This is a genomic window from Myxococcota bacterium (assembly GCA_039030075.1).
Lineage (GTDB): Bacteria > Myxococcota_A > UBA9160 > UBA9160 > SMWR01 > JAHEJV01.
Map to the genome: position 1 here is coordinate 22,632 of JBCCEW010000024.1, position 22,044 is coordinate 44,675.

The window sequence follows — 22,044 nt, forward strand, 5'->3', positions numbered from 1 at the left end:
CATGTCTGATTTGCCGGCCGAGGTCCAGGGATGGATCGGCGAGAAGCGCTACGAGATCGAAGGCGAGTTCGATGTCGAGCGCGGCTACATCTTCACCACCTGCTCGTCGGTCCAGAACGGTAATCCCATCTTCTGGGACGAGAAGGCGGCGAACGACATCACCGATGGCTTCATTGCGCCGCCGGCGATGATCTCGGTGTGGTTCCGGCCGCACCACTGGGCGCCGAATCGCGCGGAGGAGCAGGCGCTCCCGTTGCAGGTGCACTTCGACCTGAAGCGCGTCTTCGAACTGCCCGAGGCGGTGATGAGCGACAACACGGTCACCTTCGGCGCTCCCGTGCGCCTCGGCGACCGGCTGAAGACCTGGCAGGTGCTGCGCAACGTCAGCAGCCCCAAGACCACGAAGCTCGGCAAGGGTCGCTTCTGGGACATCGACGTCGAGTATCAGAACCAGCGCGGCGAATGGGTCGGCACCGAGAGCTACACCGGCTTCGGTTATCGGAGGGATTCGTAATGGCGTACGAAGGCATCGTGGCATCCGATGTGAAGGCGGGCGACAGCCTCCCCGAGCTCGCGATCGACGTGGAGCCCGTGACGATCGTGCTCGGCGCGATGGCGAGCCGCGATTGGCGGCCCCAGCACCACGACTACAAGTTCGCGACCGGCAACAACGGCGTGCAGGACATCTTCATGAACACGCCGAACCTGGCCGCGTGGTTCGAGCGCTACGTCACCGACTGGACCGGCCCCTTCGGCCGCATGGGTTGGATCCGCTTCCGCATGAAGGATTCGGTCTTCCCGGGCGAGTCGATGGTGTTCGGCGGCAAGGTGCTCGGCGTCGACACCGACGATCAGGGCTGCGCCTGGGCCGAAGTGGAGCTCGAACTCAAGGCGGGCGGTCGCGTGACCACCGTCTGCACCGCGCGCGTCGCGATTCCCCAGGACGCGGGCGACAACCCCTGGAAGCGTCAGGGCGACGACTGGCGCCCGCGCGCGGCGGCCTAGATACCGGCGAGAACGCCCACCCCAGCTTCGGCGGCGCCAGTTCGCGCGCCGCGACAGAGAGGACATCCCATGGATCTCGAGTTCACCGAAGAACAGCAGCTCATGCGCGACATGACGCGCACCATGCTCAGCGAGCATTGCCCGGTCGACGTGGTGCGCCAGATGGAAGACGACCCGAAGGGTTATCCCGACGGGCTCTGGAAGCAGGTCAGCGAGCTCGGTCTCACCGGCATGCTGATCCCCGAAGACTTCGGTGGATCGGGGCAGACGCTCCTCGAAGCGGCGCTCGTCTACGAAGAGTTCGGCCGCACGATGGCGCCGATCCCGCACTTCGAGAGCGCGGTGATGTCGGCGGGCATCCTGCTCGCCGCCGGGGACGACGCCCAGAAGGGCGCCTGGCTCGAGCGGATCGCGAACGGCTCGGCGATCGTCAGCCCGGCATGGCTGGAGCCTGAGCGCGGCTACGGCCCGGTCGGCGTGCAGCTCGATGCGAAGGTAGACGGGGACGGCTTCGTGCTGAACGGCGAGAAGCGCCACGTGGGCTTCGCGCGGGCGGCGGATCAGCTGATCGTGCTCGCGCGCTCGACCGACGGCATCGACCTCTTCCTGGTGGATCCGACAAGCGAGGGCATGGCCCTGACCCAGGAGCTCACCCTCGGCTCGGACTGCCAGTACCACGTGGCCTTCCGCAACGTGCGGGTGCCGGCCTCGGCGCGCATCGGCGCGGCGGGCAGCGGTTGGAAAACCTGGAGCCGTGTCCTGCACCAGGGGATCATCCTGCTCGCGGCCCAGGCGATCGGCGGAGCAGACCGCGCACTCGAGATCACGGTCGAGTACGCGAAGGAGCGCAAGCAGTTCGACAAGCCCCTCGGCGCTTTCCAGTCGCTGGCCCACTACATGGCCGACACCTCGACCCGCATCGATGGTGGCCGCACGCTGGTCTACGAGGCGGCGTGGAACGACGCCCAGGGCCGCTCGATCTCGCGGCTCGCACCGATGGCGAAGCTCTTCGCCTGCGAGACCTACCGCGAAGGCACCCGGGTCTGCGAGCAGATCTGGGGCGGTGTCGGCTTCACGATCGAGTACGACATCCAGCTCTTCTTCCGGCGCGCGAAGCACCTGCAGCTCTCCTGGTGGGATACCCCCTACCTGGAGGAGCTGGTGGCGGCGGACGTCCTCGACAGCTGATCGGTGACCACGCCGGGCGTCCCGGAGGCGCCCGGACCGGGGCGAGCATGAAGTTCGGGATCACCATGTTCGCGACCGACCAGGCGATGAACCCGGTCGAGCTCGCGCGCGAGGCGGAGCAGCGCGGATTCACGTCGCTCTTCCTGCCCGAGCACACCCACATCCCGACCAGTCGACGCACCCCGCCGCCCACCGGCGACGAGGTGCTGGCCGAGGAGTACAAGCGCACCCTCGATCCCTACATCGCCTTGGCGGCCGCGGCGTCGGTCACCGAGCGCATCCGGTTGGGGACGGGCATCGCGCTGGTCGCCCAACACGACCCGATCACCTACGCGAAGGAGCTCGCCACCCTGGATCTGCTCTCCGAGGGCCGGCTGGTCCTGGGCATCGGCTACGGCTGGAACCACGAAGAGATGGAGAACCACGGGATCGACGTGAAGCGGCGTCGGGCCCGGGTGCGCGAGACCCTGCTGGCGATGCAGGTGCTCTGGACCGAGGAGCGCGCCTCCTTCGACGGCGAGTTCATCCAGTTCGAGGAGAGCTGGCAGTGGCCGAAGCCTCTCCAGCAGCCGCGGCCGCCGGTGCTGCTCGGGGGCGCTGCCGGGCCCACGCTCTTCCGGCACATCGCCGAGTACGGGGACGGCTGGCTCCCGATCGGCGGGGCAGGGATGAAGGCCTCGCTCGACGAGCTGCGTCGGGTGGTGGAGAGCGCCGGTCGGCGCTTCGAGGAGCTCGAGATCATGCCGATGGGCGTGCTGCCGACGCCCGAGAAGATCGCCTACTACCGCGATCTCGGTGTCACCGAGTCGGTGCTGCGCGTGCCCGGCGGACCGCGAGACGAGGTGTTGCCGGTCCTCGACGCCTTCGCCGCTCAGTACGTCGAGGCCTAGGTGGGCTCAGCGCAGGGGCCGCAGCACCTCTTCGCCGAACCGGGCGACGGCCTCGCAGTACTCCGCGCGAGACTCGGCGGGCATGGCGAGCGTCAGCCAGGTGACGCCGCGCGCGCCCAACGAGTCGACCACCTCGGCGAATCGCGAGGGTTCGACGGGCTCCTTGCGGTGCATGGTGACGCCGAAGGGAATGAAGCTGATGTCGAGGGGCGCTTCGCGACCGACCGCCTGGGCGTGCTCGCGGGCGTAGGCAATGCGCGCGTCGAGATCGTCGAGGTTCTCGATGGAGGCGGTGCGGACGCGATCGCTCGGAATGCCCGGGGTCGGGAAGGGTACCCAGCCGTCGGCGAGTTCTACCGCGCGTCGGATCGCGCGGCGGCTGTTGCCGCCCACCCAGATCGGGGGGTGGGGCTGCTGGACGGGACGCGGGCGCATGGTGTTGCCCGTCGCCGCCCATTCGCGGCCGATCAGTTCGACGCCGTCTTCGGTGAAGGCGCGCTTCATCGCGCGCAGGGCCTCGTCGGCGATGTCGTTGCGGTTGTCGAAATCCGCTCCGAGGGCGCGGAACTCGGGCTTCAAGTAGCCCGCCGCGACGCCCAGGATCACGCGGCCTTCGGACAGGACGTCGAGGCTGCTGACCGCCTTCGCGGTGAGGAACGGGTTGCGGTACCCGATCACGATGATGTTCGTCTGGAGCCGCAGTCGCTCGGTGGCGGCGGCGGCGAAAGAGAGCGCGATCCACGGATCGAGGGCATGGTGCCCGCCACTCGCCAGCCAACGGTCGCCGGGGAACGGGTGATCGGTGACGTAACAGGCGTCGAAGCCGGCGGCCTCGACGGCCTGCGCCATCTCGCGAATCGCCGCGGCGGAAACGAACTCGTCGCCGGCGTCGACCCGGTCGGTCGGGAGCTGGACGGAAAAGCGCATCGGCGCAGCATACCCCCCTCGGGCGGCGGAGCCGCCCCAGGGCTCGGTGGTTCGTTCGGAGTCGCCGGTTCGACCAGGATCGCAGGTTCGTCCAGAGCGCCGGACGGTTGCTTGGCAGTGCGAGACGCGGCTCCTATCGTCCCCGAGCGCACGCCCGCCACCGTCGGCACCCAGGATGGGTTCCTCGTCGCGTCGCTCTGGCGCGCTGCCCCGCTCTCCGCACCCCCGTCTTCCGGCCCGTTCCCGGGTCGCCCTTAGGAGTTCCCCTTGGATCTTCGCTACTCGGAATCCGACGAAGCCTTTCGCAAGGAGCTGCGCAGCTGGCTCGACAGCGAGGTGCCGGCCCACGGGCGTCCGCCTTCGGAGCACGACTGGCCCGCACGACGCGAGTACGACACGGCCTGGCAGCGGAAGCTCTACGAGGCGGGCTACGCGGGCATCAACTGGCCGAAGGAGTTCGGCGGGCGCGATGCGTCGCTGACCGAACAGCTCGTCTACTACGAAGAGATCGCGCGGGCGAACGCGCCCTACGTCGGGGTCAACTTCGTGGGCCTGCTCCACGGCGGCCCGACCCTGATGTCCGAGGGCACGCCCGAGCAGAGGGAGAAGCACATCGGGCCGATCATCCGCGGCGAGGAGGTCTGGTGTCAGGGCTTCTCCGAGCCGTCGGCGGGTTCGGACCTGGCTGCGCTGAAGACGAAGGCCGAGCTCGACGGCGATCACTACGTCGTGAGCGGCCACAAGATCTGGACGTCCTTCGCCCAGGTGTCGGACTACTGCGAGCTGCTCGTCCGCACGAACCCGGAGGAGAAGCACCGCGGGATCACCTGGCTCGCCATGCCCATGGACCTCGAGGGCATCGAGATCCGGCCGCTGCCGACGATCGTGGGGTCGAGTGAGTTCAGCGAACTCTTCCTCGAGAACGTGCGGGTGCCGGTGTCCTGCCGCATCGGCAAGGAGAACGACGGCTGGCGCGTGACGAACGTGACCCTCTCCTTCGAACGCGGCACGGCCTTCGCGAGTGACATCTACCAGCTGCAGGAGTCGCTCCGCGAGCTCACCCGGCTGGCGAAGGTGCTGACGCGCGACGACGCCGTGGCCTGGGAAGATCGCACGCTGCGCCGGGACGTCGGGCACCTGGCCGCCGAGCTGGACGGGCTCTGGGCCCTCGTGAAGTACATGGTCTCGGAGGCGGGGAAGACCGGCGTGCCCGGCCTGACGGGCTCCTGCGTCAAGCTCTACTACACCGAGCTGAAGCAGCGGCTCGGAGATCTCTCGCTGCGGCTGCTCGGGCGCGCGTCGCTGTCACGCGACGACGTCGGCGGCATGGCGAGCGAGACGATCGTGTACGAGGCGCTGCAGTCGCTGTCCATGACGATCGCGGGCGGCACGTCGCAGATCCAGCGCAACATCATTTCCGAGCGGGTCCTGGGGCTGCCCCGGGAACCGCGCTAGAGGGACGGCCGTGGACTTTCAGCTGACCGAAGATCAGGAAGCGCTGCGCGACGGCGTCCGCTCGTTCTGCGAGGGACGGGTCTCGATCGACGCCCTGCGCGAACTCGAGAAGACCGGCTTCGACCGCGAACTCTGGGGCGAACTCGCCGAGATGGGTGTGTTCTCCCTGCGCCAGAGCGAGGACGCCGGGGGCGTGGGCCTCGGGAGCGCCGATGCGGTGCTCGTCTTCGAGGAACTCGGGCGCTGCCTCGCGCCCGGCCCGGTCACCTGGTCGCATCTGGCCGCGGACCTCGTGGACGGCGCGGCGACGGGCGAATGCGTCGTCGGCGGAATCGATCTCTCGCGAACGAACTCGGATCCGCTCCTGATCGAGCATCTCGAACACATCGATGCGCTGTTGGTGCTGCGTCCCGATGGCATCGAGCGGATCGATCCGAAGGCGCTCTCGGGCCGGGCGATCGAGCGACCCCTCGACCCGTTCACACCGGTGCACGAAGTGGCGGAGCTCCCGGCCGGGGAGCGTCTCGGCGACGCCGAGGCGGCCGCGCGCTTCCGTCTGGAGGGGGCGGCGCTGGCATCGGGGATGCTGCTCGGCATCGCCGAAGCGAGCCAGGAGCTCGCGACGGACTACGCGAAGAAACGCGAGCAGTTCGGGCGTCCGATCGGCGGCTTCCAGGCGCTGAAGCACAAGCTCGCCGACTGCTACACGCGCCAGGAACTGGCCCGCGCCGCGGCCTATGCGGCCGGGGCGACCCTGGACGATCCCGAGGTCGGGGACGTGTTGCGCGCCGTCTCGACGGCGAAGGTGCTCACCGGCGATGCGGCCATGGAGAATGCCCGGGCCTGCGTCCAGATCCACGGCGGCATGGGATACACCTGGGAGGTGCCGGCGCACTACTACCTGAAGCGGATCTGGGTGCTCGAGAACCAGTTCGGAACCGTCGGCGAGCACGCCGAGCGCGTGGCCGAGCGCATCGCGGTCGGCGACTGAGATGGGGTTCGACACGCTCGGCTACGACCACGCGGGGAAGGTGGTGACCCTCACCCTGAACCGCCCCGAGAAGCGCAACGCCTTCAACATGCACATGGCGGGCGAGCTGCGGCAGGCCTGGCAGCAGATCAAACAGGATGCGTCGGTGGTCGCGGTGGTCGTCACCGGCGCCGGCGAGAAGGCCTTCTGCACCGGCTTCGACGTCTCGGACATGGCGTCGGGCGAGAGCGCGAAGGAGGCCGACGCCAGCTACGAGGCGTCACCGCTGCTCAAGCTGACGGCCATCCACAACCGCTGCTGGAAGCCGGTGATCACCGCAGTGAACGGCATGGTCAATGGCGGCGGGCATCACTTCCTGGCCGACAGCGATCTCATCGTCGCCGCCGAGCACGCCACCTTCTTCGATACCCACGTGAAGCTCGGGCTCGTGGCCGGGCTCGAGCCGGTGGGTCTGGCCCGGCGGATTCCGCTCGAAGCGGTGCTGCGCATGGCCTTCCTCGGTGGGAGCGAGCGCCTCTCGGCCGCCGAAGCGAAGGCGATCGGTCTCGTCGGAGAGGTCGTGCCGGCTGCGGAGCTCTTGCCGCGCGCCCAGGCGCTCGCGGCGATGATCGCCGAACACTCGCCCTCGGCGCTGCAGCGCTCGAAGCGGGCGATCTGGGAGAGTCTCGATGGAGGGCTCGACGCCGGCCTGCGCCACGCCTGGGACCTGATCGGAGCTCAGACCGCGCACCCGGACCCGATGGAAGGCGCCACCGCCTTCATGGAGAAACGCGCGCCCCGCTGGGCCGACCACGAGGAGTAGCCGCAGCGCGGCGCGAACCCGATGACCGAGACGATCACGACCGCCGTTGCCGATGGCATTGCCACCTTCACGCTGAACCGGCCCGAGAAACGCAACGCGTACACGCCGCTGATGGGCGAGGAGCTGGTGGCCGCGTTTCGTGACGCGCGCGAAGACCCGGAAGTGCGCGTCGTCGTGCTCACTGGCGCCGGCAAGGGCTTCTGCGGCGGCGTCGATCTCGAGGTGCTGCAGGCCGCGAATGCCGGACAGGACACGGGAAAGGGACCGAAGCTCGGGGAAGAGGAGTTCATCAACGGCTTCCCCCTCGAGCTGCTCTCGTTCCCGAAGCCGGTGATCGCTGCCGTGCACGGTGCGGCGATCGGGGTGGGCGTGACGATGATCCTGCCCTGTGACATCCGCATCGCGGCCGAAGGGGCGAAGCTCGGCCTGACGTTCACGAAGCTGGGCATCCTGCCGGGGCTCGGGAGCACCCATCTGCTGCCGCAACTCGTTGGCCTCGGTCGGGCCCAGGAGCTCGTCTTGACCGCGCGCATCGTCCAGGCCGAAGAGGCCTGCGAGATGGGGCTCGTGAACCGCGTGGTACCGGCCGACCAGCTGCTCGACGCAGCCTACGAGCTCGCGGCGGCCGCCGCCGCCTGCGATCCGGACGCGCTGGCGATCGCGAAGACCGCGCTCCAGCGGGGCGCGACCAGCGACATGGCCGCGGCGATCGAACACGAGAAGGCGTCGAACGCACTGCTTCGCGAACGCAAGGCCGCTCGCAAAGGGTAAGCTGGTCCGATGCGGACCGTGTGCCCTCGCCACCGAGTCGTCAGCGTCGCCCTCGCACTCGCTGTCGGCGTCTCGCTGGGCTGCGCCTCCATCCGGACCCCGTCGCTCGCCTCGTCGTGGATCCGGGTCGAGACGGCTCACCTCGAGATCTGGAGCGAGGTCTCCGAGGAAGAGACGCTGGAGATCGCGCGCGAACTCCAGTTCTTCGCGGAGGTGGTCCGGCGCGTCACCGGGCTGCAGCGGGTCACGTCCGAGCGCCCCACGCGGCTCTTCGTATTTGCCGAGGAGACGTGGGATGAGCTCGTCGAGTCGCGTGCGACGGGACTCTTCACCGCGGATGCCCGTCGCAACACGCTGCTCATGCAGGCCGACGAGGAGCATGCGTTCATGACGCGCCACGTGCTCTTCCACGAGTACGTGCACTTCCTGGTCGCGAACCAGGGGAACCAGGACGAGCTTCCGTACTGGTACAACGAGGGCTGGGCCGAGTTCCTGGGGACCGTGCGGCAGCGCGGCGACGTCGTCACGGTCGGTGAGGCAGCCGTTCTGCGCTGGCAGCACCTCCACGCCGGCTTGGATTGGCTCGACATGGGGGACGTCCTGCGAGCGGAGCGTGGTCCGAGTGGGAACAACGATGTCCTGATGCTCTACGCTCAGTCCTGGGCGCTGGTGCACTACCTGCGCGTGGGGCGCGACGAGCGTCGTTTCTTCACCGACCAGTTCGCAGACTATCTGGCCGCGGTTCGCAGCGGGGAGGACGACGTCGAGGCGTTCGAGGTCGCCTTCGGGATCGAGGTGGACGCGCTCGAACCCGCGATCCGGGAACATCTCGCGGATCTCCGGCGCATCCCCTATCTCGAAATCCCGGTGCGAGCGCTGCCCGAGCCGCCCCCGGTGCGCGTGACTGCGGCGGCGCGGGGGGCCGTGGCCGAGGCGCTCGGAGAGCTGGAGACCAGCCTCCAGGATTACCGGAGCGCCTCGTACTACCTCGCCGCAGCCCTCGAAGCGGACCCGACGAACGCCCGTCTACGGGCGTCTTACGGCGTCGCCGAGGCCTATCGGGGGCGGGAGCAGGCGGGTCTCGAAGCCGTCGAGGAGGCGCTCGCGGCCGAACCCGAGGACGCCCGTCTCCACGTCGATCTGGCGCGGGTGCTCCTCGCCGGGGTGGACTACGGAAACCTGGAGGCGCGACCCGCGGGTTGGGACCGCGCGAACGTCGCCGCGAAGAAGGCGCTGCGCCTCGATCCCGACTCGGCAGAAGCGCACTTCTTCCGCGGGTACTTCCTGTTGGCCGAGCGCCGACCGGACGAGGCGATCGAGCATCTGGAGCGGGCTACGAACCTGCTCCCGGGCTACGTCGGGGCGCGGCTCTACCTGGCGCGGGCCTACGTGCGGCGTGGGCGGGTCGCCGAAGCGGAACGCCACCTTCGCGGCCTCGAGTCGTCGGCGCACAACGAAGACATCGAGGGCGCGATCGCCACGATTCGCGCAGAGATCAACGACGTCGCTGCCGGTCGCGCGGAAGACTAGGGGCGCGGCGCCCGATACCAGATCGGCGAGGTGTAGGCGCGCTCCTGGAGCGTAGTCGGGTGCCCGGTCTCGGCCGGATCGATGCCCAGGGCGATCGCGTCGAGGAGCGAATGGCGCGGTGTCGGGATCTCGAGCACCCGCACGTAGTAGAAGGCGTCCTGGCTCGCGTCGAAGTCGGGATCGCTCCACAGGGCGGCGAGTTCACCGGCACCGGTCGCCGCGTCGTAGCGGCCCGTCGTCGGGTCGACGGTGTTCGCCAACGCGGGGACGACGCCGTCGGCGGCGGGGGTGCGATCGCCCGACCACACGACGTCATGGATGCGCTCGTGCGCTTTGCCCGACGCATCCACCCAGCCCTTGATGATCTGCACGCGATCGAGCGGTGCGCTCTTCGGGTCCTGCAGCGCCTGGACGCGGAACTGGGGAGTGGCGCCGGAGGGGGCATCGCGCAGGTCTCCGCCCATCGGCACGGCATCGCCCGCGAGCAGGGCTTCGAGGTCGTCGCCGTCGAGGTCGAAGCCGCCTGCGACGCGGACCGCGATGCGCGGCCCCGTCGTGCCGTACACCTCCTTGCGACGGAACGCTTCCAGGAGCGCTTCCCGGGTATTCTCGGTGGCCCACACGCCGGCGAGGCCGGCTGCGCCCATTGACCAGCCCGTCAGACCCGGTCCGCGACGCGAGAGCCCCTTGTTCTCGGGGATCGAGTCGGTCGCCATCTTCCCCCAGAAGTTCGGCTCTTCCGCCGACGCCACGCCGGTGTGCGCGTCGGTCGCCCCGATCACACCCATCCGATAGGGGTTGCCCCCGCTCTTGCCTTCGAGTTCGAGGCCGCGGAGCCAGGCCGTGCGCAGGTAGTCGCCGGGCTGCGCTGCGTAGGGCTCGGGCGTCTGCTGGATGTAGTACGGGTATTCCTCGTAGTCGGCGAAGGGATCGTCGGGTGAAAGAGCGGGGTGGGTCTCGGAGTCGCCCTTGAACTGAGTGATCTCGGCGACGGGCTCCCAGCGCATGCGCTTCGCGGCCATGGCTTCGTCGTAGGCGTTCCCGCGCAGGGTCGTCTCGGCGAACATGATGCCCTTCGAGATGTTCGAGTTGTGGGGGATCGCCACGAACTCGGCACCGGTCGCCTGGGTGGTCTCGTCGAGCCAGCTCCACAGATCTTCCGGGTACATGCTGTCCGCCGAGCTCATCGGACGGAACTGCTGCGCCAGCTCTGCCGAGGCGCTCGTGAACACCACGCGGTGCAGGTTCGCGCCGGCGGGAAGCGAACTCCACTCCCATCCGATCAGGGTGGTGAAGCGCCCAGGGTCATTGAAGGCGTCGGCCGTGTTCGTCGCATTCACCCATACCGACCGCTCGATCCGTTCCGAGTTCGGAATCGGAGAGGGGAGGCGCGAGTTCGCAGCGGCTTCCCGCGGATCGCCGGGCTGGGGGAGGAAGCTCGTGAACGCTGCGGCGCCTTCCCCGTCTTCGACGACGCCACGCAGCCATCCCTCGGCGAGTCGGGCGCGGATGCGTTCGCCGAAGCCCAGGCCCTCGCGCGGGATCCCGTGCTCGACCGTCGTGCGCATCACGCCGAGCAGCTCGGCGTGGTCGGCGATCACCAGGAAGTCGAGCGGCGTCTCGATCTGGATGCGCGCGCGGTGGAAGGGGTGGATCACCGGCAAGCCCTGGGCGTAGCGGTACGCGGTGGCCGGGTCGGCGGTGTCGTTCTGATTCAGGTAGGCGTCGAAGGAGTTGTTCGTGTGGAGGTGGGTGTCGCCCCACAGCAGCTGTTTCTCTGCCGTGGCTGGCACGCTGGCCGCGAGTGCCAACGCGACCAGCCAGCCGTTCCCGAGACCCATTCCCCGCCGCTTGCCGTTCCGCACCCGCAACCCTCCTGGCTTCGCCCCGGATCGAGGCGGGCACAGCTTGGGCTGGATGGCGGCGAATGTCGAGCGGGTCGGGGGACGCGACCGGGTGTCGCGTCACGGTTCAGTTCCCGTTCTGAAGGGCGCGCCGGACGAAGTGGCGCGTGAGCGGGAGCCGGGCCACGGCCTCCTCGCGCATCTCCTGACCGTCGCCGGTCCGAATCCACGCGCCGAGCTGTCCGGCCTCGCAGCCGGGACATTCGGAGAGGCGGATCCGCATCCGCACCGGGAGCTTCTCGGCCTCCCGCATCGCGATCGCGCGTTCGGTCGCGGACGCGGCGAAACCGGCGGCATCGCCATCGGTCGCGAGCTCGGTGAGTGCCTGAGCGTGATCGAGGGACTCTTGCAGGCAGCTCTGCTGACTCGCCTCGTAGTTCTCGCGTTCTGCGGCATCGAGCTTGCGGAGCTTCTGGGCCGGCAGGCTGGCCGCGAACCACAGGGACTGACGGTCGCGCATGTAGAGCGCGCACGGCTCGCAGTAGGGCTTGTCGCGCAAGGCGATCGGCCCGAAGAGACTCGCACCCGCGAAGCCCACGACTTCCAGGACGCGCAGCACGTACCCATAGCCGCCCAGGGCGAACCCGGCGCTGCCGTCGTCCTCGTTGAACGCGTAGGAGCGGGTGAGCAGATCGAAGTAGGCCCAGAACGAGACCTGCGACCCGTCTTCCCACACGAGTTCCAACATCCGGAACTCGAGATACTGACCGGCGAAGTAGGCACCAGTCTGGAGCACGACGATCGCCGCGAGCAGGCCGCCCGAGATCTTCACGCCGCTCCACCAGGAGCCGAGCGCGTATCCGCTCGACGCGATGGCGCCGACCAGGATGGCGCCAACCGGTACCGCGTAGAGCCAGTACCAGCCCATCACCTGGAAGTCGTCGAAGTGGAAGGCGGCCCCCTGGACGCCGCCGAGCGCCAGGGCGGAGCTGGCGATGCCGCACAGGACCACGGCCACGGGGTTCGGAGCGCGGCCGGTTCCGGCCGCGAAGTCGGGGGAGGTCGACATGGAGGGCTCCTCGGGTGGAGCCTCTCTTTTCGGAGGTTCGCGGCGCAGCCTGAAGAACGGGGCCGACGCCCTGGTGTGTCAGCGCGTGACGATCACCGAGGAGCCGTGGCCGAACAGGCCCTGATTCGCCGTGATTCCGGCCTTCGCGCCCTCGACTTGCCGGCCGCTTGCCTGTCCACGGATCTGCCAGGCGAGCTCGCAGACCTGGGCGATCGCCTGGGCCGGCACCGCCTCGCCGAAGCAGCCGAGGCCGCCCGAGGGATTCACCGGGATCTTGCCGCCGAGGGTGGTGTCGCCGTCGCGCAGCAGGCGCTCGGCTTCGCCGGGCTTGCAGAGACCGACGTTCTCGTACCAGTCGAGCTCGAGGGCCGAGGAGAGGTCGTAGACCTCGGCCATCGACATGTCTTCCGGCCCGAGGCCGCACTCTTCGTAGGCGGCGTAGGCGATCGAGTCCTTGAAGCCCTTGTCGGGCGCCTGGATCCCGGCGGCCGAGTCGGTGGCGAACTTCGGCATGTCGATCACGACGTCCGGGTAGGTGGGCGTGATCGTCGAGATCGCCGCGATCTTCGGGAAGTCGGTCGCGTGCTTGCGCGCGAAGTCGAGCGAGCTGAGGACGATCGCGGCGCCGCCGTCGCTGGTGGCGCAGATCTCGAAGAGGCGGAGCGGGTCGGCCACCAGCGGTGAGCCGAGCACCTCTTCTTCGGTGAAGACCTTCTTGTAGCGAGCATTCGGGTTCGCGTGCCCGTGCTTGCTGTTCTTCACCTTGATGTGGGCGAAGTCCTGCTCGGTGGCGCCGAAGAGGTCCATGCGGCGGCGCGCGTAGAGGCCGAAGTAGGTGGGGTTGGTCGCGCCGAGCAGGCGGAAGCGCAGCCAGTCGGGGTCGAGGGTGCGCTCGCCCTTGTTCGGCGCGAGGAAGCCCTTCGGCGTGGTGTCGGCGCCGACCACGAGCGCGACGTCACACATGCCGGCCAGGATCCGCGTGCGCGCGGCTTCGAGGGCCTGGGTGCCGCTGGCGCAGGCCGCGTAGTTGCTCGAGATCGGAATGCCCGTGTAGCCGAGGGCCTGGGCGAAGCTCGAAGCGGCGACATAGCCCGGATAGCCGTTGCGGACCGTCTCACCGGCGGCGAGGAACTCGACCCGGCGGTAGTCGACGCCGGCGTCGTCCAGCGCGGCCTTCGCCGCGTGCACGCCGTACTCGACGAAGTTGCGCCCCCACTTGCCCCAGGGATGCATGCCGACCCCGAGGATCGCGACTTCATGATTGGCCATTCGGATTCTCCTGCGAGAGCGGGGTCGCCGCGGCGGGCACCACCGCACGGGGTAGGGTGAGCTGGGTGGGGTGGGTCAGGCCGCGACGGGCTTCCACTTCCAGATGATGTGTTCGTGCTCGTCGTCCTCGAAGAGGGTGTCGAGGATGAGTTCCATCTCCATCCCCACTTCGAGCGATTCCGGGTCGACGCCGGGAGCCAGCTGCCCCAGTACAACCATGCGCTCCTCGGGCAGCTCGACCGCGGCGACGGTGTAGGGCTCGAAGGGCTCGGCTGACACGTAGGGCGCCGGCGGCTGGTAGTGATTCGTCGTGTAGGACCACAGCTTGCCGCGACGCGACAGCGGCGCCTCCTGCAGCTCCGCGCCCGCGTAGCCCGGGGCGGCGGAGATGGCGACGTCCTTCGGGAAGAAGTAGCTGCCGCTCTGGGGATCGTGCAGGCCGAGCAGCCGGGGTTCGTCGTCCATCGTGAACCAGTTCTCGATGGCGGGAATGCGGGTCTTCTCGGGGGGCATGGGTCGGTCCTTCGGTTTGGCGTCGGGGGAGAGGTGTAGCACGGGGCGCGTCTTGCCCGGGGCCTAGATCGCGCGCTCCCGGTCCTTCCAGTATGGATCGCGCAGCTTGCGCACGTAGAGCTTCCCCGAGGCGTGGCGGGGCAGGGTGGTCTCGAAGTCGATGCTGCGGGGCACCTTGTAGCGGGCGATGCGCTCGCGGGCCCAGTCGAGGATCGCCGTCTCGAGCGCCTCACTCGCGGTCTCGCCCGGCATCAGCTCGACGGCGGCCTTCACGCTCTCACCCCATTCGTCGTCCGGGATCCCGAACACCGCGACGTCGGCGATCGCCGGGTGCTCTTGCAGCGCGGCTTCGACCTCGGCGGGATAGATGTTCACGCCGCCCGAGATGATCATGTGCGACTTACGGTCCGCGAGGTAGACCCAGCCGTCTTCGTCGACGCGACCGATGTCGCCGATCGTGAAGGTGTAGTCGTCGAGGAAGCTCTCGGCCGTCTTCTCGGGCGCGCCGTGGTACGCGAACCAGTGGGGCGTCGTCTTGTGACGGGCGTAGAGCAGCCCGTTCTCGCCCGGCGGCAGGCGTTTGCCGGCGTCGTCGGCGGCGAAGAGATCGAAGGCCGGCAGCATCTTTCCCACTGTGGACGGGTGCTCCATCCATTCCTTCGAGTTCGCGAGGGTCATCACGCCGCTCTCGGTGGACCCCCAGTACTCGACCAGGATCGGGCCCCACCAGTCGATCATGCGCTCCTTCACCGGACGGGCGATCGGCGCGGCGCCGTGGAGCACGAGGTGCAGCGCCGGCGCCGAGAAGCGCGCTCGCTCGTCCTCGGGCAGGTCGAGCAGGCGCACGAACATCGTCGGGACGAGGTGGGTCTGACCGACCTCGCGCTCCTGGAGGAGCCGAAGCGCTTCGCCGGCGTCCCAGCGCGGCATGACCAGGATCGGCGCGCCCGTCGACTGGCCGTAGATCGCGAACATCAACGGCGAGGCGTGGTAGCAGGGGCCCGTGATCAGGTGGGGACCCGGTCCGTCGAGCCCGGTGTTGCGCGCGTAGGCGCGCTGGCCCTCGCGCGCTGCGCCGAGGCTCGGGGGCCGGTGCCGCTGCACGCCTTTGGGCCGGCCGGTGGTGCCGCTCGTGTAGATCATCGGGCCGCCGGCGGGATCTTCCGCACGGAAGGGCGTGTCCGAGGCGTCGGCGAGGCCCGCCTCGAAGCCGTCTCCCGTGCTGACGACCGGGCCGTCGAACACGGCCTGCGCGAGCGCGGCGTAGTCCGGGTCGGTGAACAGCACCCGGGCGTCGGAGTCGGCCACCACGTAGGCGACCTCCTCCTGGGACAGGTGCCAGTTGATCGGCGTGAGCCACACCCCGGCCTGGATCGAGGCGAGCATCAGCTCCACGCACTCGGCGCGGTTGCCCATCAGGGTGGCGATGCGGTCGCCCGGTCTCGCGCCGAGTTCGTGGATCCAGCGCGCGAGGCGCGTGGTGCGATCGGCGAGCTCGGCCCAGCTGCGCTGCAGGTGGCCGTCGTCGAGGGCCAGACCCTGGGGATCGGAGTCGCACTGGGCGTCGAAGAGCATGGGGGAGGGGGCCTCGCTGCCGGAGAGCGCGTTGGTCACCCGAGCGTGACGGGTTTCCCTTGCGGGGACGGCCGTTTACAGAAACGGAACGTCTCGTTATCTTACTCGCCGCTCGGCGCTGCCGCAGCGCTGCGCCCCGAAAACGGATCGCGGAACCGACCCGGAACCGCGCCGCGACTCCCCCGCGTGCCAGGCCCCGCGCATTGCCGAGGGCCTCGGGGACGCGACGGGTCCGGAGCCAGGAGACCCGATGGACAAACGCACCTCGCTCACCGAGGCGGTCGGCGAGCTTCGCGACGGCATGACCATCGGGATCGGTGGTTGGGGTTCGCGTCGCAAGCCGATGGCGGTCGTGCGCGAGATCCTGCGCACCGACCTGAAGGACCTCACGATCGTCTCCTACGGTGGGCCCGACATCGGGATCCTGTGTGCCGCGGGCCGGGTCCGGAAGGCCTGCTTCGGCTTCGTCTCCCTCGATTCGATTCCCCTGGAGCCCCATTTCCGGAAGGCGCGACAGGAAGGCTCGATCGAGACCTTCGAGCTCGACGAGGGCATGTTCCAGTGGGGCCTGTACGCGGCGGCGACCCGGCTGCCCTTCCTGCCCACGCGCGCGGGCCTCGGCTCCGACGTGCTGACCCTGAACCCCGAGCTCGAGACGGTTCAGTCGCCCTACGACGACGGCGAGACGCTGGTAGCGATGCCCGCCCTCGAGCTCGACGTCGCCTTCGTCCACATGAACCGGGCCGATGCCCAGGGAAACGGCCAGTTCCTGGGGCCCGACCCGTTCTTCGACGACCTCTTCTGTATGGCGGCGAAGCAGCGCTTCCTGACCTGCGAGCAGCTGATCCGCACCGAGGACTTCCTCACGGAAGGCAGCGTTCACACCCTGCTGCTCAACCGCACGATGGTCGACGGCGTGATCGAGACGCCGAACGGCGCGCACTTCACCGAGTGCCCGCCCGACTACGGTCGCGACGAGCCCTTCCAGAAGGAGTACGCCGCGACGGCGAAGGATCCGTCGGCCTGGGAGAGCTTCTACGCGAAATACCTGGCCCTCGACAGCGAGGCCGAGTACCAGAAGGCGGTGGCGGCGAAATGAGCGACGCAACCCGAGCCGAAGTGTGTGCGATCGCGATTGCCGAGTGCTTTCGCGACGACGGCGAGATCCTGGTCTCTCCGATCGGGAACCTGCCCCAGATCGGGGCGCGCCTGGCGCGTTCGACCTTCGCACCGGACCTGTTGATGACCGACGGCGTGGCGCCGCTGCTCGCCAACGTGCTGCCAGTGAGCGGGAGCGATCGGCCCGACCCGGTCGTCGAAGGCTGGCTCCCCTACCGGAGGGTCTTCGACAACCTCTGGTCGGGACGCCGGCACGTGATGATGGGCGCCACCCAGATCGATCGCTACGGCAACCAGAACATCGCCTGCATCGGAGACTACGCGAAGCCGAAGGCCCAGCTGCTGGGCATGCGCGGCGCGCCGGGCAACACCATCAACCACACCACCAGCTACTGGGTGCCCGGCCACTCGGACCGGGTCTTCGTGCCGAAGGTCGATGTAGTCACGGGCATCGGCTACGACCGCGCCCGCGAGCTCGGCGAGCGCGCCACCCGCTTCCACGAGATTCGTCGCGTCGTCTCGAGCCTGGGCGTCTTCGACTTCCAGACCGACGACCAGCGCATGCGCATCGCGTCGGTGCACCCCGGTGTCTCGGTGCAGGACGTCGTCGACAACACCGGCTTCGAGCTGGTGGTGCCGAGCGACGTCCCCACGACGCGCGAACCGACCGCGGAAGAGCTGCGGCTCTTGCGCGAAGTGATCGACCCGGGCGGACTCGCGAACGGCGAAGTCCGCGCCTGAGGGGAAGACCATGGCTTTCCGCTCCGACGTCCAGGACGGCATCGCCGAACTCGTCATCGACAACCCGCCGGTGAATGCCCTGACCACCCAGGGGTGGCTCGACTTCGCTCGCGAGATCGCACGCCTGGGCGAGAGCTCCGACGTGCGGGTGCTGCTGATCCGCGCCGATGGGCGAGGCTTCCAGTGCGGGGTCGACGTGAAGGAGCTCGCGGCGGACGGCTCGAAGATCGTCGACGCGAACCGGGGCTGCTACGAGACCTTCGGCAACATCTACGACTGCCCGGTACCGGTGATCTCGGCCGTGCACGGCTACTGCCTGGGCGGCGGAATCGGGATCGCCGGGTCGAGTGACTTCGTGCTCGCGTCCGAGGACGCCACCTTCGGCCTGCCCGAGATCGATCGGGGCGCGATGGGAGCCGCGACCCATGCGATGCGCATGTTCGGGGTCCAGGAGGCCCGCCGCATGCTGCTCACCGGCGAGCCGATCGACGCGGCCGAAGCGCTGCGCCTGGGCGGCCTGCTCTCGGTGGTCCCGGCAGAGAAGCTGCGCGATGCCGCGCTGGAGCTGGCGACGAAGATCGCGACCAAGAGCCCGGTGGCCGTGCGCGCGGCGAAGGCCTCGCTGAACGGCATCGAACTGCTCGATCCGAAACAGAGCTACCGGTTCGAGCAGGGCTTCACGCTCGAGCTGTACACGATGGGCGACTCCCAGGAAGCCCGCGACGCCTTCGTCGAGAAGCGCGACGCGAAGTTCGACGACGAGTAGCTCCCCGAAAACACCGCGAAGGCGACTCTCCGTGGATCTCACCTACACCCCCGCACAGCAGGCCTTTCGCACCGAGGTGCGCGACTGGCTCGGTGCCCACGTCCCGAAGGAGCCCCTCGCGTCCTTCGACACGAAGGAAGGCTTCGAGGCGCACCGTGAGTGGGAGCACGTGCTCAACGATGGCGGCTACGCGATGGTGCCCTGGCCCGTCGAGTATGGCGGGCGTGGGGCGAACCTCCTCGAGTGGCTGATCTTCGAAGAGGAGTACTACCGGGCGGGTGCGCCGAAGCGGGTGAACCAGAACGGGATCTTCCTGCTCGGTCCCACCATCATGGAGTATGGGACGCCGGACCAGAAGGCACGCTTCCTGCCGAAGATGGCCGCGAGCGAAGAGGTCTGGGCCCAGGGCTGGTCCGAGCCCAACGCGGGCAGCGACATGGCCAACATCCAGGCCACGGCGATCCGCGACGGCGATCACTACGTGATCAACGGTCAGAAGACCTGGGCGTCGCGCGGTGCCTACGCCGACTGGTTGTTCGGGATGTTCCGCACCGACCCCGAGAGCGAGCGACACCGCGGGCTGACCTTCGTCCTGGTGCCGCTGGACCTGCCCGGCGTCACGGTGCGACCGATCGCGCAGCTCGACGGTCTGCCGGGCTTCGCCGAGGTGTTCCTCGACGACGTCCGGGTGCCGGTCGAGAACCGGCTCGGCGACGAAGGGAAGGGCTGGCAGGTCGCGATGGCGACGGCCGGTTTCGAGCGCGGCCTGATGCTGCGCAGCCCCGCGCGCTTCCAGGAAACCGCGCGGCGCTTGATCGATCTCTATCGCGATCACGCGGCCGAGGCGGCGCCGGGCGTCCGCGAGGCGGTGGTCGACTGTTGGAGCCAGGCCGAGGCCTACACGCTCGAGACCTACCGCACCGTGTCGCGCCTGCTCGCGGGTGCGAAGATCGGCTCCGAGGCGAGCCTCAACAAGATCTTCTGGTCCGAGCTCGACCTGCGCATGCACGAGATCGCGCTCCAGATCCTCGAAGAGCGCGGGCAGCTCTTGCCCGGCGCGCCGGCCGCGGGCGACGTGGGCAGCTGGCTCGACGGCTACCTGTTCGCACTGTCGGGACCGATCTACGCGGGCACCAACGAGATCCAGCGCAACATCATCGCCGAGCGCATCCTCGGCATGCCCCGGGCCTGACGATGAACTCACACCGTCGACCGAGGATCATGACCGCAAGCGGCCTCTGGGGCCGCGCGCCGCGAGGCGAAGCCGAGCAAAGTTCATGAACTTTGATTTCACCGAGGACCAGCGACTGCTCCAGGAAACCGTGCGCGGTTTTCTCGAGGGCGAGTGCACGCCCGAGGCCATCCGCGCCCTCTGGGAGACCGACACGGGGCGCTCCTCCGCGCTCTGGAAGCAGCTCGCCGAAGTGGGACTGGCGGGTCTGCTCGTGCCCGAGTCTCAGGAAGGCATGGGGCTCGGCGAGACCGACTTCGTGTTGCTCTGCGAGGAGACCGGGCGTGTCGGCCTGGCCGAACCCGTCGTCAGCACGGCGGCGGTCGCCGCACCCCTGCTGCGCGACCTCGGTGGGGAGCTCGCCGAGCGCTGGCTCAAGCCCCTCGCCGTCGGGGAAGCGATCGTGGCCGTCGGCCATCCGTGGAGCCCGTTCGTGGACGATGCCCACGTCGCCGACCTGCTCCTGCTCTTCCGGGACGGAGAGCTCCACGCGCTCCAACCCTCGGACGCCACGCTCGAGGCCCAGCCCGCCAACGATCCGGCCCGCCGCATCGCGAAGGTCTCCTGGCAGCCGAGCGCCGAGACCCGGGTCGCCGAGGGCGCGCGCGCGGCCGAACTCGAGGCCGTGTCCCTCGACCGCGGTGCCCTCGCCTGTGCGGCCCAGCTGCTCGGTGCCTGTGACCGCCTGATCAACGAGGCCGTCGACTACACGAGCCAGCGCCAGCAGTTCGGGGTCCCGATCGGATCCTTTCAGGCGGTCAAGCACATGCTGGCGAATGTGAAAGTAAAGCTCGAATACGCACGACCGCTGGTCTACCGGGCTGCGGCGTCGGTCGCCGAGGGGCACCCGCAGCGCGGCGTCCACGTGTCGATGGCCAAGGTCGCCGCCACCGAGGCGGCCGAGGTCGGGACGCGCCAGGCGCTCCAGGCCCACGGCGCCATCGGGTACACCTGGGAGCAGGACCTCCACATCTGGATGCGCCGCTCCTGGACCCTCGCCCAGAGCTTTGGCTTGTCGCGGCGACACCGCGAAAGGATGGCAGAATTCGCCCTGGGCGATGCCGCACCGATCGGTGCGGGCGGCACCTTCGGCGGCTAAGGCCGAAGCGTCGGCCGCAGCCCTCTCTTCGTTTCCCGTTTCACGCGCGCCGGACGCGCTCCAAGGAGAACCCCATGGCCGAGGCCTACATCATCGACGCCGTTCGAACGCCCGTCGGCAAGCGCGGCGGCGCGCTTGCTTCGGTGCACCCCGCCGACCTCGGTGCTCACGCGATCCAGGCGCTGATGGACCGGACCGGGGTCGACCCGGGCGCGGTCGAAGACGTGATCTTCGGCTGCTGCGACACGATCGGGCCCCAGGCCGGCGACATCGCCCGCAGCTGCTGGCTCGCGGCCGGGCTGCCCGAACACGTGCCGGGCGTGACGATCGACCGTCAGTGCGGTTCGTCCCAGCAGTCGGTGCACTTCGGGGCTCAGGGCGTCATGAGTGGCACCACCGATCTCGTCGTCGCGGGCGGCGTGCAGAACATGAGCATGATCCCGATCTCGTCGGCGATGACCTGCGCCGAGCCCCTCGGCTTCAGCGATCCCTTCTCGGGTTCGAAGGGTTGGGTGGATCGCTTCGGTACCCAGGAGGTCTCCCAGTTCCGCGGCGCCGAGATGATCGCGGACAAGTGGGACCTCTCCCGGGAAGACATGGAGCGCTTCGCGCTCGAAAGCCACGAGCGCGCCCTGCGCGCGATCGACGAGGGCCGGTTCGAGGGCGAGATCGCGCCGCTCGGGGACCTGTCCATCGACGAGGGGCCGCGGCGCGGCACGACCCTGGAGAAGATGGGGAAGCTCCCGTTGCTCGAGGGCTCGAAGAAGCTCACCGCCGCGGTCGCGAGTCAGATCTCGGACGGCGCCTCCTGCGTGCTCGTCGCGTCGGAGCAGGCGGTGAAGGATCACGGCCTCAAGCCGCGCGCGCGGGTGCACCACGTGAGCGTGCGGGCCGACGATCCGATCTACATGTTGACGGCCCCGATTCCGGCGACCCGCCATGCCCTCGAGAAGACGGGCCTCACGATGAACGACATCGACGTCGTCGAGATCAACGAGGCCTTCGCGTCGGTGGTGTTGGCCTGGGAGAAGGAGCTACGCCCCGACATGAGCAAGGTGAACCCGAACGGTGGCGCGATCGCCCTGGGTCACCCGATCGGTGCCACGGGGACGCGGTTGATGACGACCCTGCTCTCCGAGCTCGAGCGCACCGGCGGCCGCTATGGCCTGCAGACCATGTGCGAGGGCGGCGGCCAGGCGAACGTCACGATCCTCGAGCGGCTGTAGAGAAGGGTCCGCAAGCCGCCGCAGGCGGCGCGC

General features: G+C 69.1%; 21 protein-coding genes. 15 read left to right on the forward strand and 6 right to left on the reverse strand.

The genetic code is table 11. The features are described 5' to 3' along the window. The first annotated feature begins 1 nt into the window (after position 1). The 4 genes from AAF430_21050 (at position 2) to AAF430_21065 (ending at position 3,083) form a co-directional block, all read left to right on the forward strand. Positions 2-514: a MaoC family dehydratase N-terminal domain-containing protein gene (locus tag AAF430_21050; GenBank protein ID MEM7412733.1), complete on the forward strand. Its 513-nt coding sequence runs from the start codon at positions 2-4 to the stop codon at positions 512-514. Continuing rightward, a complete protein-coding gene (locus tag AAF430_21055; protein MEM7412734.1) occupies positions 514-1,005 on the forward strand; it encodes a hypothetical protein in 492 nt (163 codons plus the stop codon). The genes AAF430_21050 and AAF430_21055 overlap by 1 nt, the downstream gene beginning before the upstream one ends. A gap of 69 nt (positions 1,006-1,074) precedes the next feature. Continuing rightward, positions 1,075-2,193 carry an acyl-CoA dehydrogenase family protein gene (locus AAF430_21060; protein ID MEM7412735.1) on the forward strand — a complete coding sequence of 373 codons (1,119 nt, stop codon included), beginning with the start codon at positions 1,075-1,077 and terminating at the stop codon, positions 2,191-2,193. 47 nt (positions 2,194-2,240) lie between these two features. Then, positions 2,241-3,083: an LLM class F420-dependent oxidoreductase gene (locus AAF430_21065; GenBank protein ID MEM7412736.1), complete on the forward strand. Its 843-nt coding sequence runs from the start codon at positions 2,241-2,243 to the stop codon at positions 3,081-3,083. A gap of 6 nt (positions 3,084-3,089) precedes the next feature. Here the strand turns inward: AAF430_21065 and AAF430_21070 are convergent, their stop codons facing one another. Further along, positions 3,090-4,010 (reverse strand): LLM class F420-dependent oxidoreductase, encoded by a 921-nt coding sequence (locus tag AAF430_21070; GenBank protein MEM7412737.1) that lies wholly within the window; start codon positions 4,008-4,010, stop codon positions 3,090-3,092. Between the two features lie 267 nt (positions 4,011-4,277). Between AAF430_21070 and AAF430_21075 the strand changes: the two genes are divergently transcribed. Genes AAF430_21075 through AAF430_21095 form a run of 5 tightly spaced genes read left to right on the forward strand, consistent with a single transcriptional unit; the run spans position 4,278 to position 9,559 of the window. Next, the gene (locus tag AAF430_21075) at positions 4,278-5,465 is read left to right on the forward strand and encodes an acyl-CoA dehydrogenase family protein (GenBank protein ID MEM7412738.1); all 1,188 of its coding nucleotides are present in this window, start codon (positions 4,278-4,280) and stop codon (positions 5,463-5,465) included. A 10-nt stretch (positions 5,466-5,475) separates the two neighbouring features. Then, on the forward strand, positions 5,476-6,456 hold the full coding sequence (locus tag AAF430_21080) for an acyl-CoA dehydrogenase family protein (protein ID MEM7412739.1): 981 nt from the start codon (positions 5,476-5,478) through the stop codon (positions 6,454-6,456). 1 nt (position 6,457) lies between these two features. Next, positions 6,458-7,258 (forward strand): enoyl-CoA hydratase-related protein, encoded by an 801-nt coding sequence (locus AAF430_21085; protein ID MEM7412740.1) that lies wholly within the window; start codon positions 6,458-6,460, stop codon positions 7,256-7,258. 21 nt (positions 7,259-7,279) lie between these two features. Then, positions 7,280-8,029 carry an enoyl-CoA hydratase/isomerase family protein gene (locus tag AAF430_21090; protein ID MEM7412741.1) on the forward strand — a complete coding sequence of 250 codons (750 nt, stop codon included), beginning with the start codon at positions 7,280-7,282 and terminating at the stop codon, positions 8,027-8,029. 9 nt (positions 8,030-8,038) lie between these two features. Next, on the forward strand, positions 8,039-9,559 hold the full coding sequence (locus tag AAF430_21095) for a tetratricopeptide repeat protein (protein MEM7412742.1): 1,521 nt from the start codon (positions 8,039-8,041) through the stop codon (positions 9,557-9,559). Here the strand turns inward: AAF430_21095 and AAF430_21100 are convergent. From AAF430_21100 to AAF430_21120, 5 genes are all read right to left on the reverse strand, one after another. Beyond that, positions 9,556-11,424, reverse strand: coding sequence for a DUF3604 domain-containing protein (locus tag AAF430_21100; protein MEM7412743.1), 1,869 nt, complete (start codon positions 11,422-11,424; stop codon positions 9,556-9,558). The genes AAF430_21095 and AAF430_21100 overlap by 4 nt on opposite strands. Before the next feature lie 106 nt (positions 11,425-11,530). Next, positions 11,531-12,472: a hypothetical protein gene (locus tag AAF430_21105; GenBank protein MEM7412744.1), complete on the reverse strand. Its 942-nt coding sequence runs from the start codon at positions 12,470-12,472 to the stop codon at positions 11,531-11,533. Between the two features lie 78 nt (positions 12,473-12,550). Further along, positions 12,551-13,741 carry a lipid-transfer protein gene (locus AAF430_21110; protein ID MEM7412745.1) on the reverse strand — a complete coding sequence of 397 codons (1,191 nt, stop codon included), beginning with the start codon at positions 13,739-13,741 and terminating at the stop codon, positions 12,551-12,553. Between the two features lie 75 nt (positions 13,742-13,816). After that, the gene (locus tag AAF430_21115) at positions 13,817-14,254 is read right to left on the reverse strand and encodes an OB-fold domain-containing protein (protein MEM7412746.1); all 438 of its coding nucleotides are present in this window, start codon (positions 14,252-14,254) and stop codon (positions 13,817-13,819) included. A 63-nt stretch (positions 14,255-14,317) separates the two neighbouring features. After that, the gene (locus AAF430_21120; protein ID MEM7412747.1) at positions 14,318-15,868 is read right to left on the reverse strand and encodes an AMP-binding protein; all 1,551 of its coding nucleotides are present in this window, start codon (positions 15,866-15,868) and stop codon (positions 14,318-14,320) included. 211 nt (positions 15,869-16,079) lie between these two features. On the opposite strand from AAF430_21120, the gene AAF430_21125 reads away from it, so the two are divergent. The 6 genes from AAF430_21125 to AAF430_21150 all read left to right on the forward strand — a co-directional run bounded on the left by AAF430_21125 (position 16,080) and on the right by AAF430_21150 (position 22,011). Then, a complete protein-coding gene (locus tag AAF430_21125; GenBank protein ID MEM7412748.1) occupies positions 16,080-16,928 on the forward strand; it encodes a CoA-transferase in 849 nt (282 codons plus the stop codon). Beyond that, the gene (locus AAF430_21130) at positions 16,925-17,689 is read left to right on the forward strand and encodes a CoA-transferase (protein MEM7412749.1); all 765 of its coding nucleotides are present in this window, start codon (positions 16,925-16,927) and stop codon (positions 17,687-17,689) included. The genes AAF430_21125 and AAF430_21130 overlap by 4 nt, the downstream gene beginning before the upstream one ends. A gap of 10 nt (positions 17,690-17,699) precedes the next feature. Then, positions 17,700-18,455 carry an enoyl-CoA hydratase family protein gene (locus AAF430_21135; protein MEM7412750.1) on the forward strand — a complete coding sequence of 252 codons (756 nt, stop codon included), beginning with the start codon at positions 17,700-17,702 and terminating at the stop codon, positions 18,453-18,455. 31 nt (positions 18,456-18,486) lie between these two features. After that, positions 18,487-19,647, forward strand: coding sequence for an acyl-CoA dehydrogenase family protein (locus AAF430_21140; GenBank protein ID MEM7412751.1), 1,161 nt, complete (start codon positions 18,487-18,489; stop codon positions 19,645-19,647). 85 nt (positions 19,648-19,732) lie between these two features. After that, positions 19,733-20,785: an acyl-CoA dehydrogenase family protein gene (locus tag AAF430_21145; GenBank protein ID MEM7412752.1), complete on the forward strand. Its 1,053-nt coding sequence runs from the start codon at positions 19,733-19,735 to the stop codon at positions 20,783-20,785. 74 nt (positions 20,786-20,859) lie between these two features. Beyond that, positions 20,860-22,011, forward strand: coding sequence for an acetyl-CoA C-acetyltransferase (locus AAF430_21150; protein MEM7412753.1), 1,152 nt, complete (start codon positions 20,860-20,862; stop codon positions 22,009-22,011). The last annotated feature ends 33 nt before the right edge of the window (positions 22,012-22,044 follow it).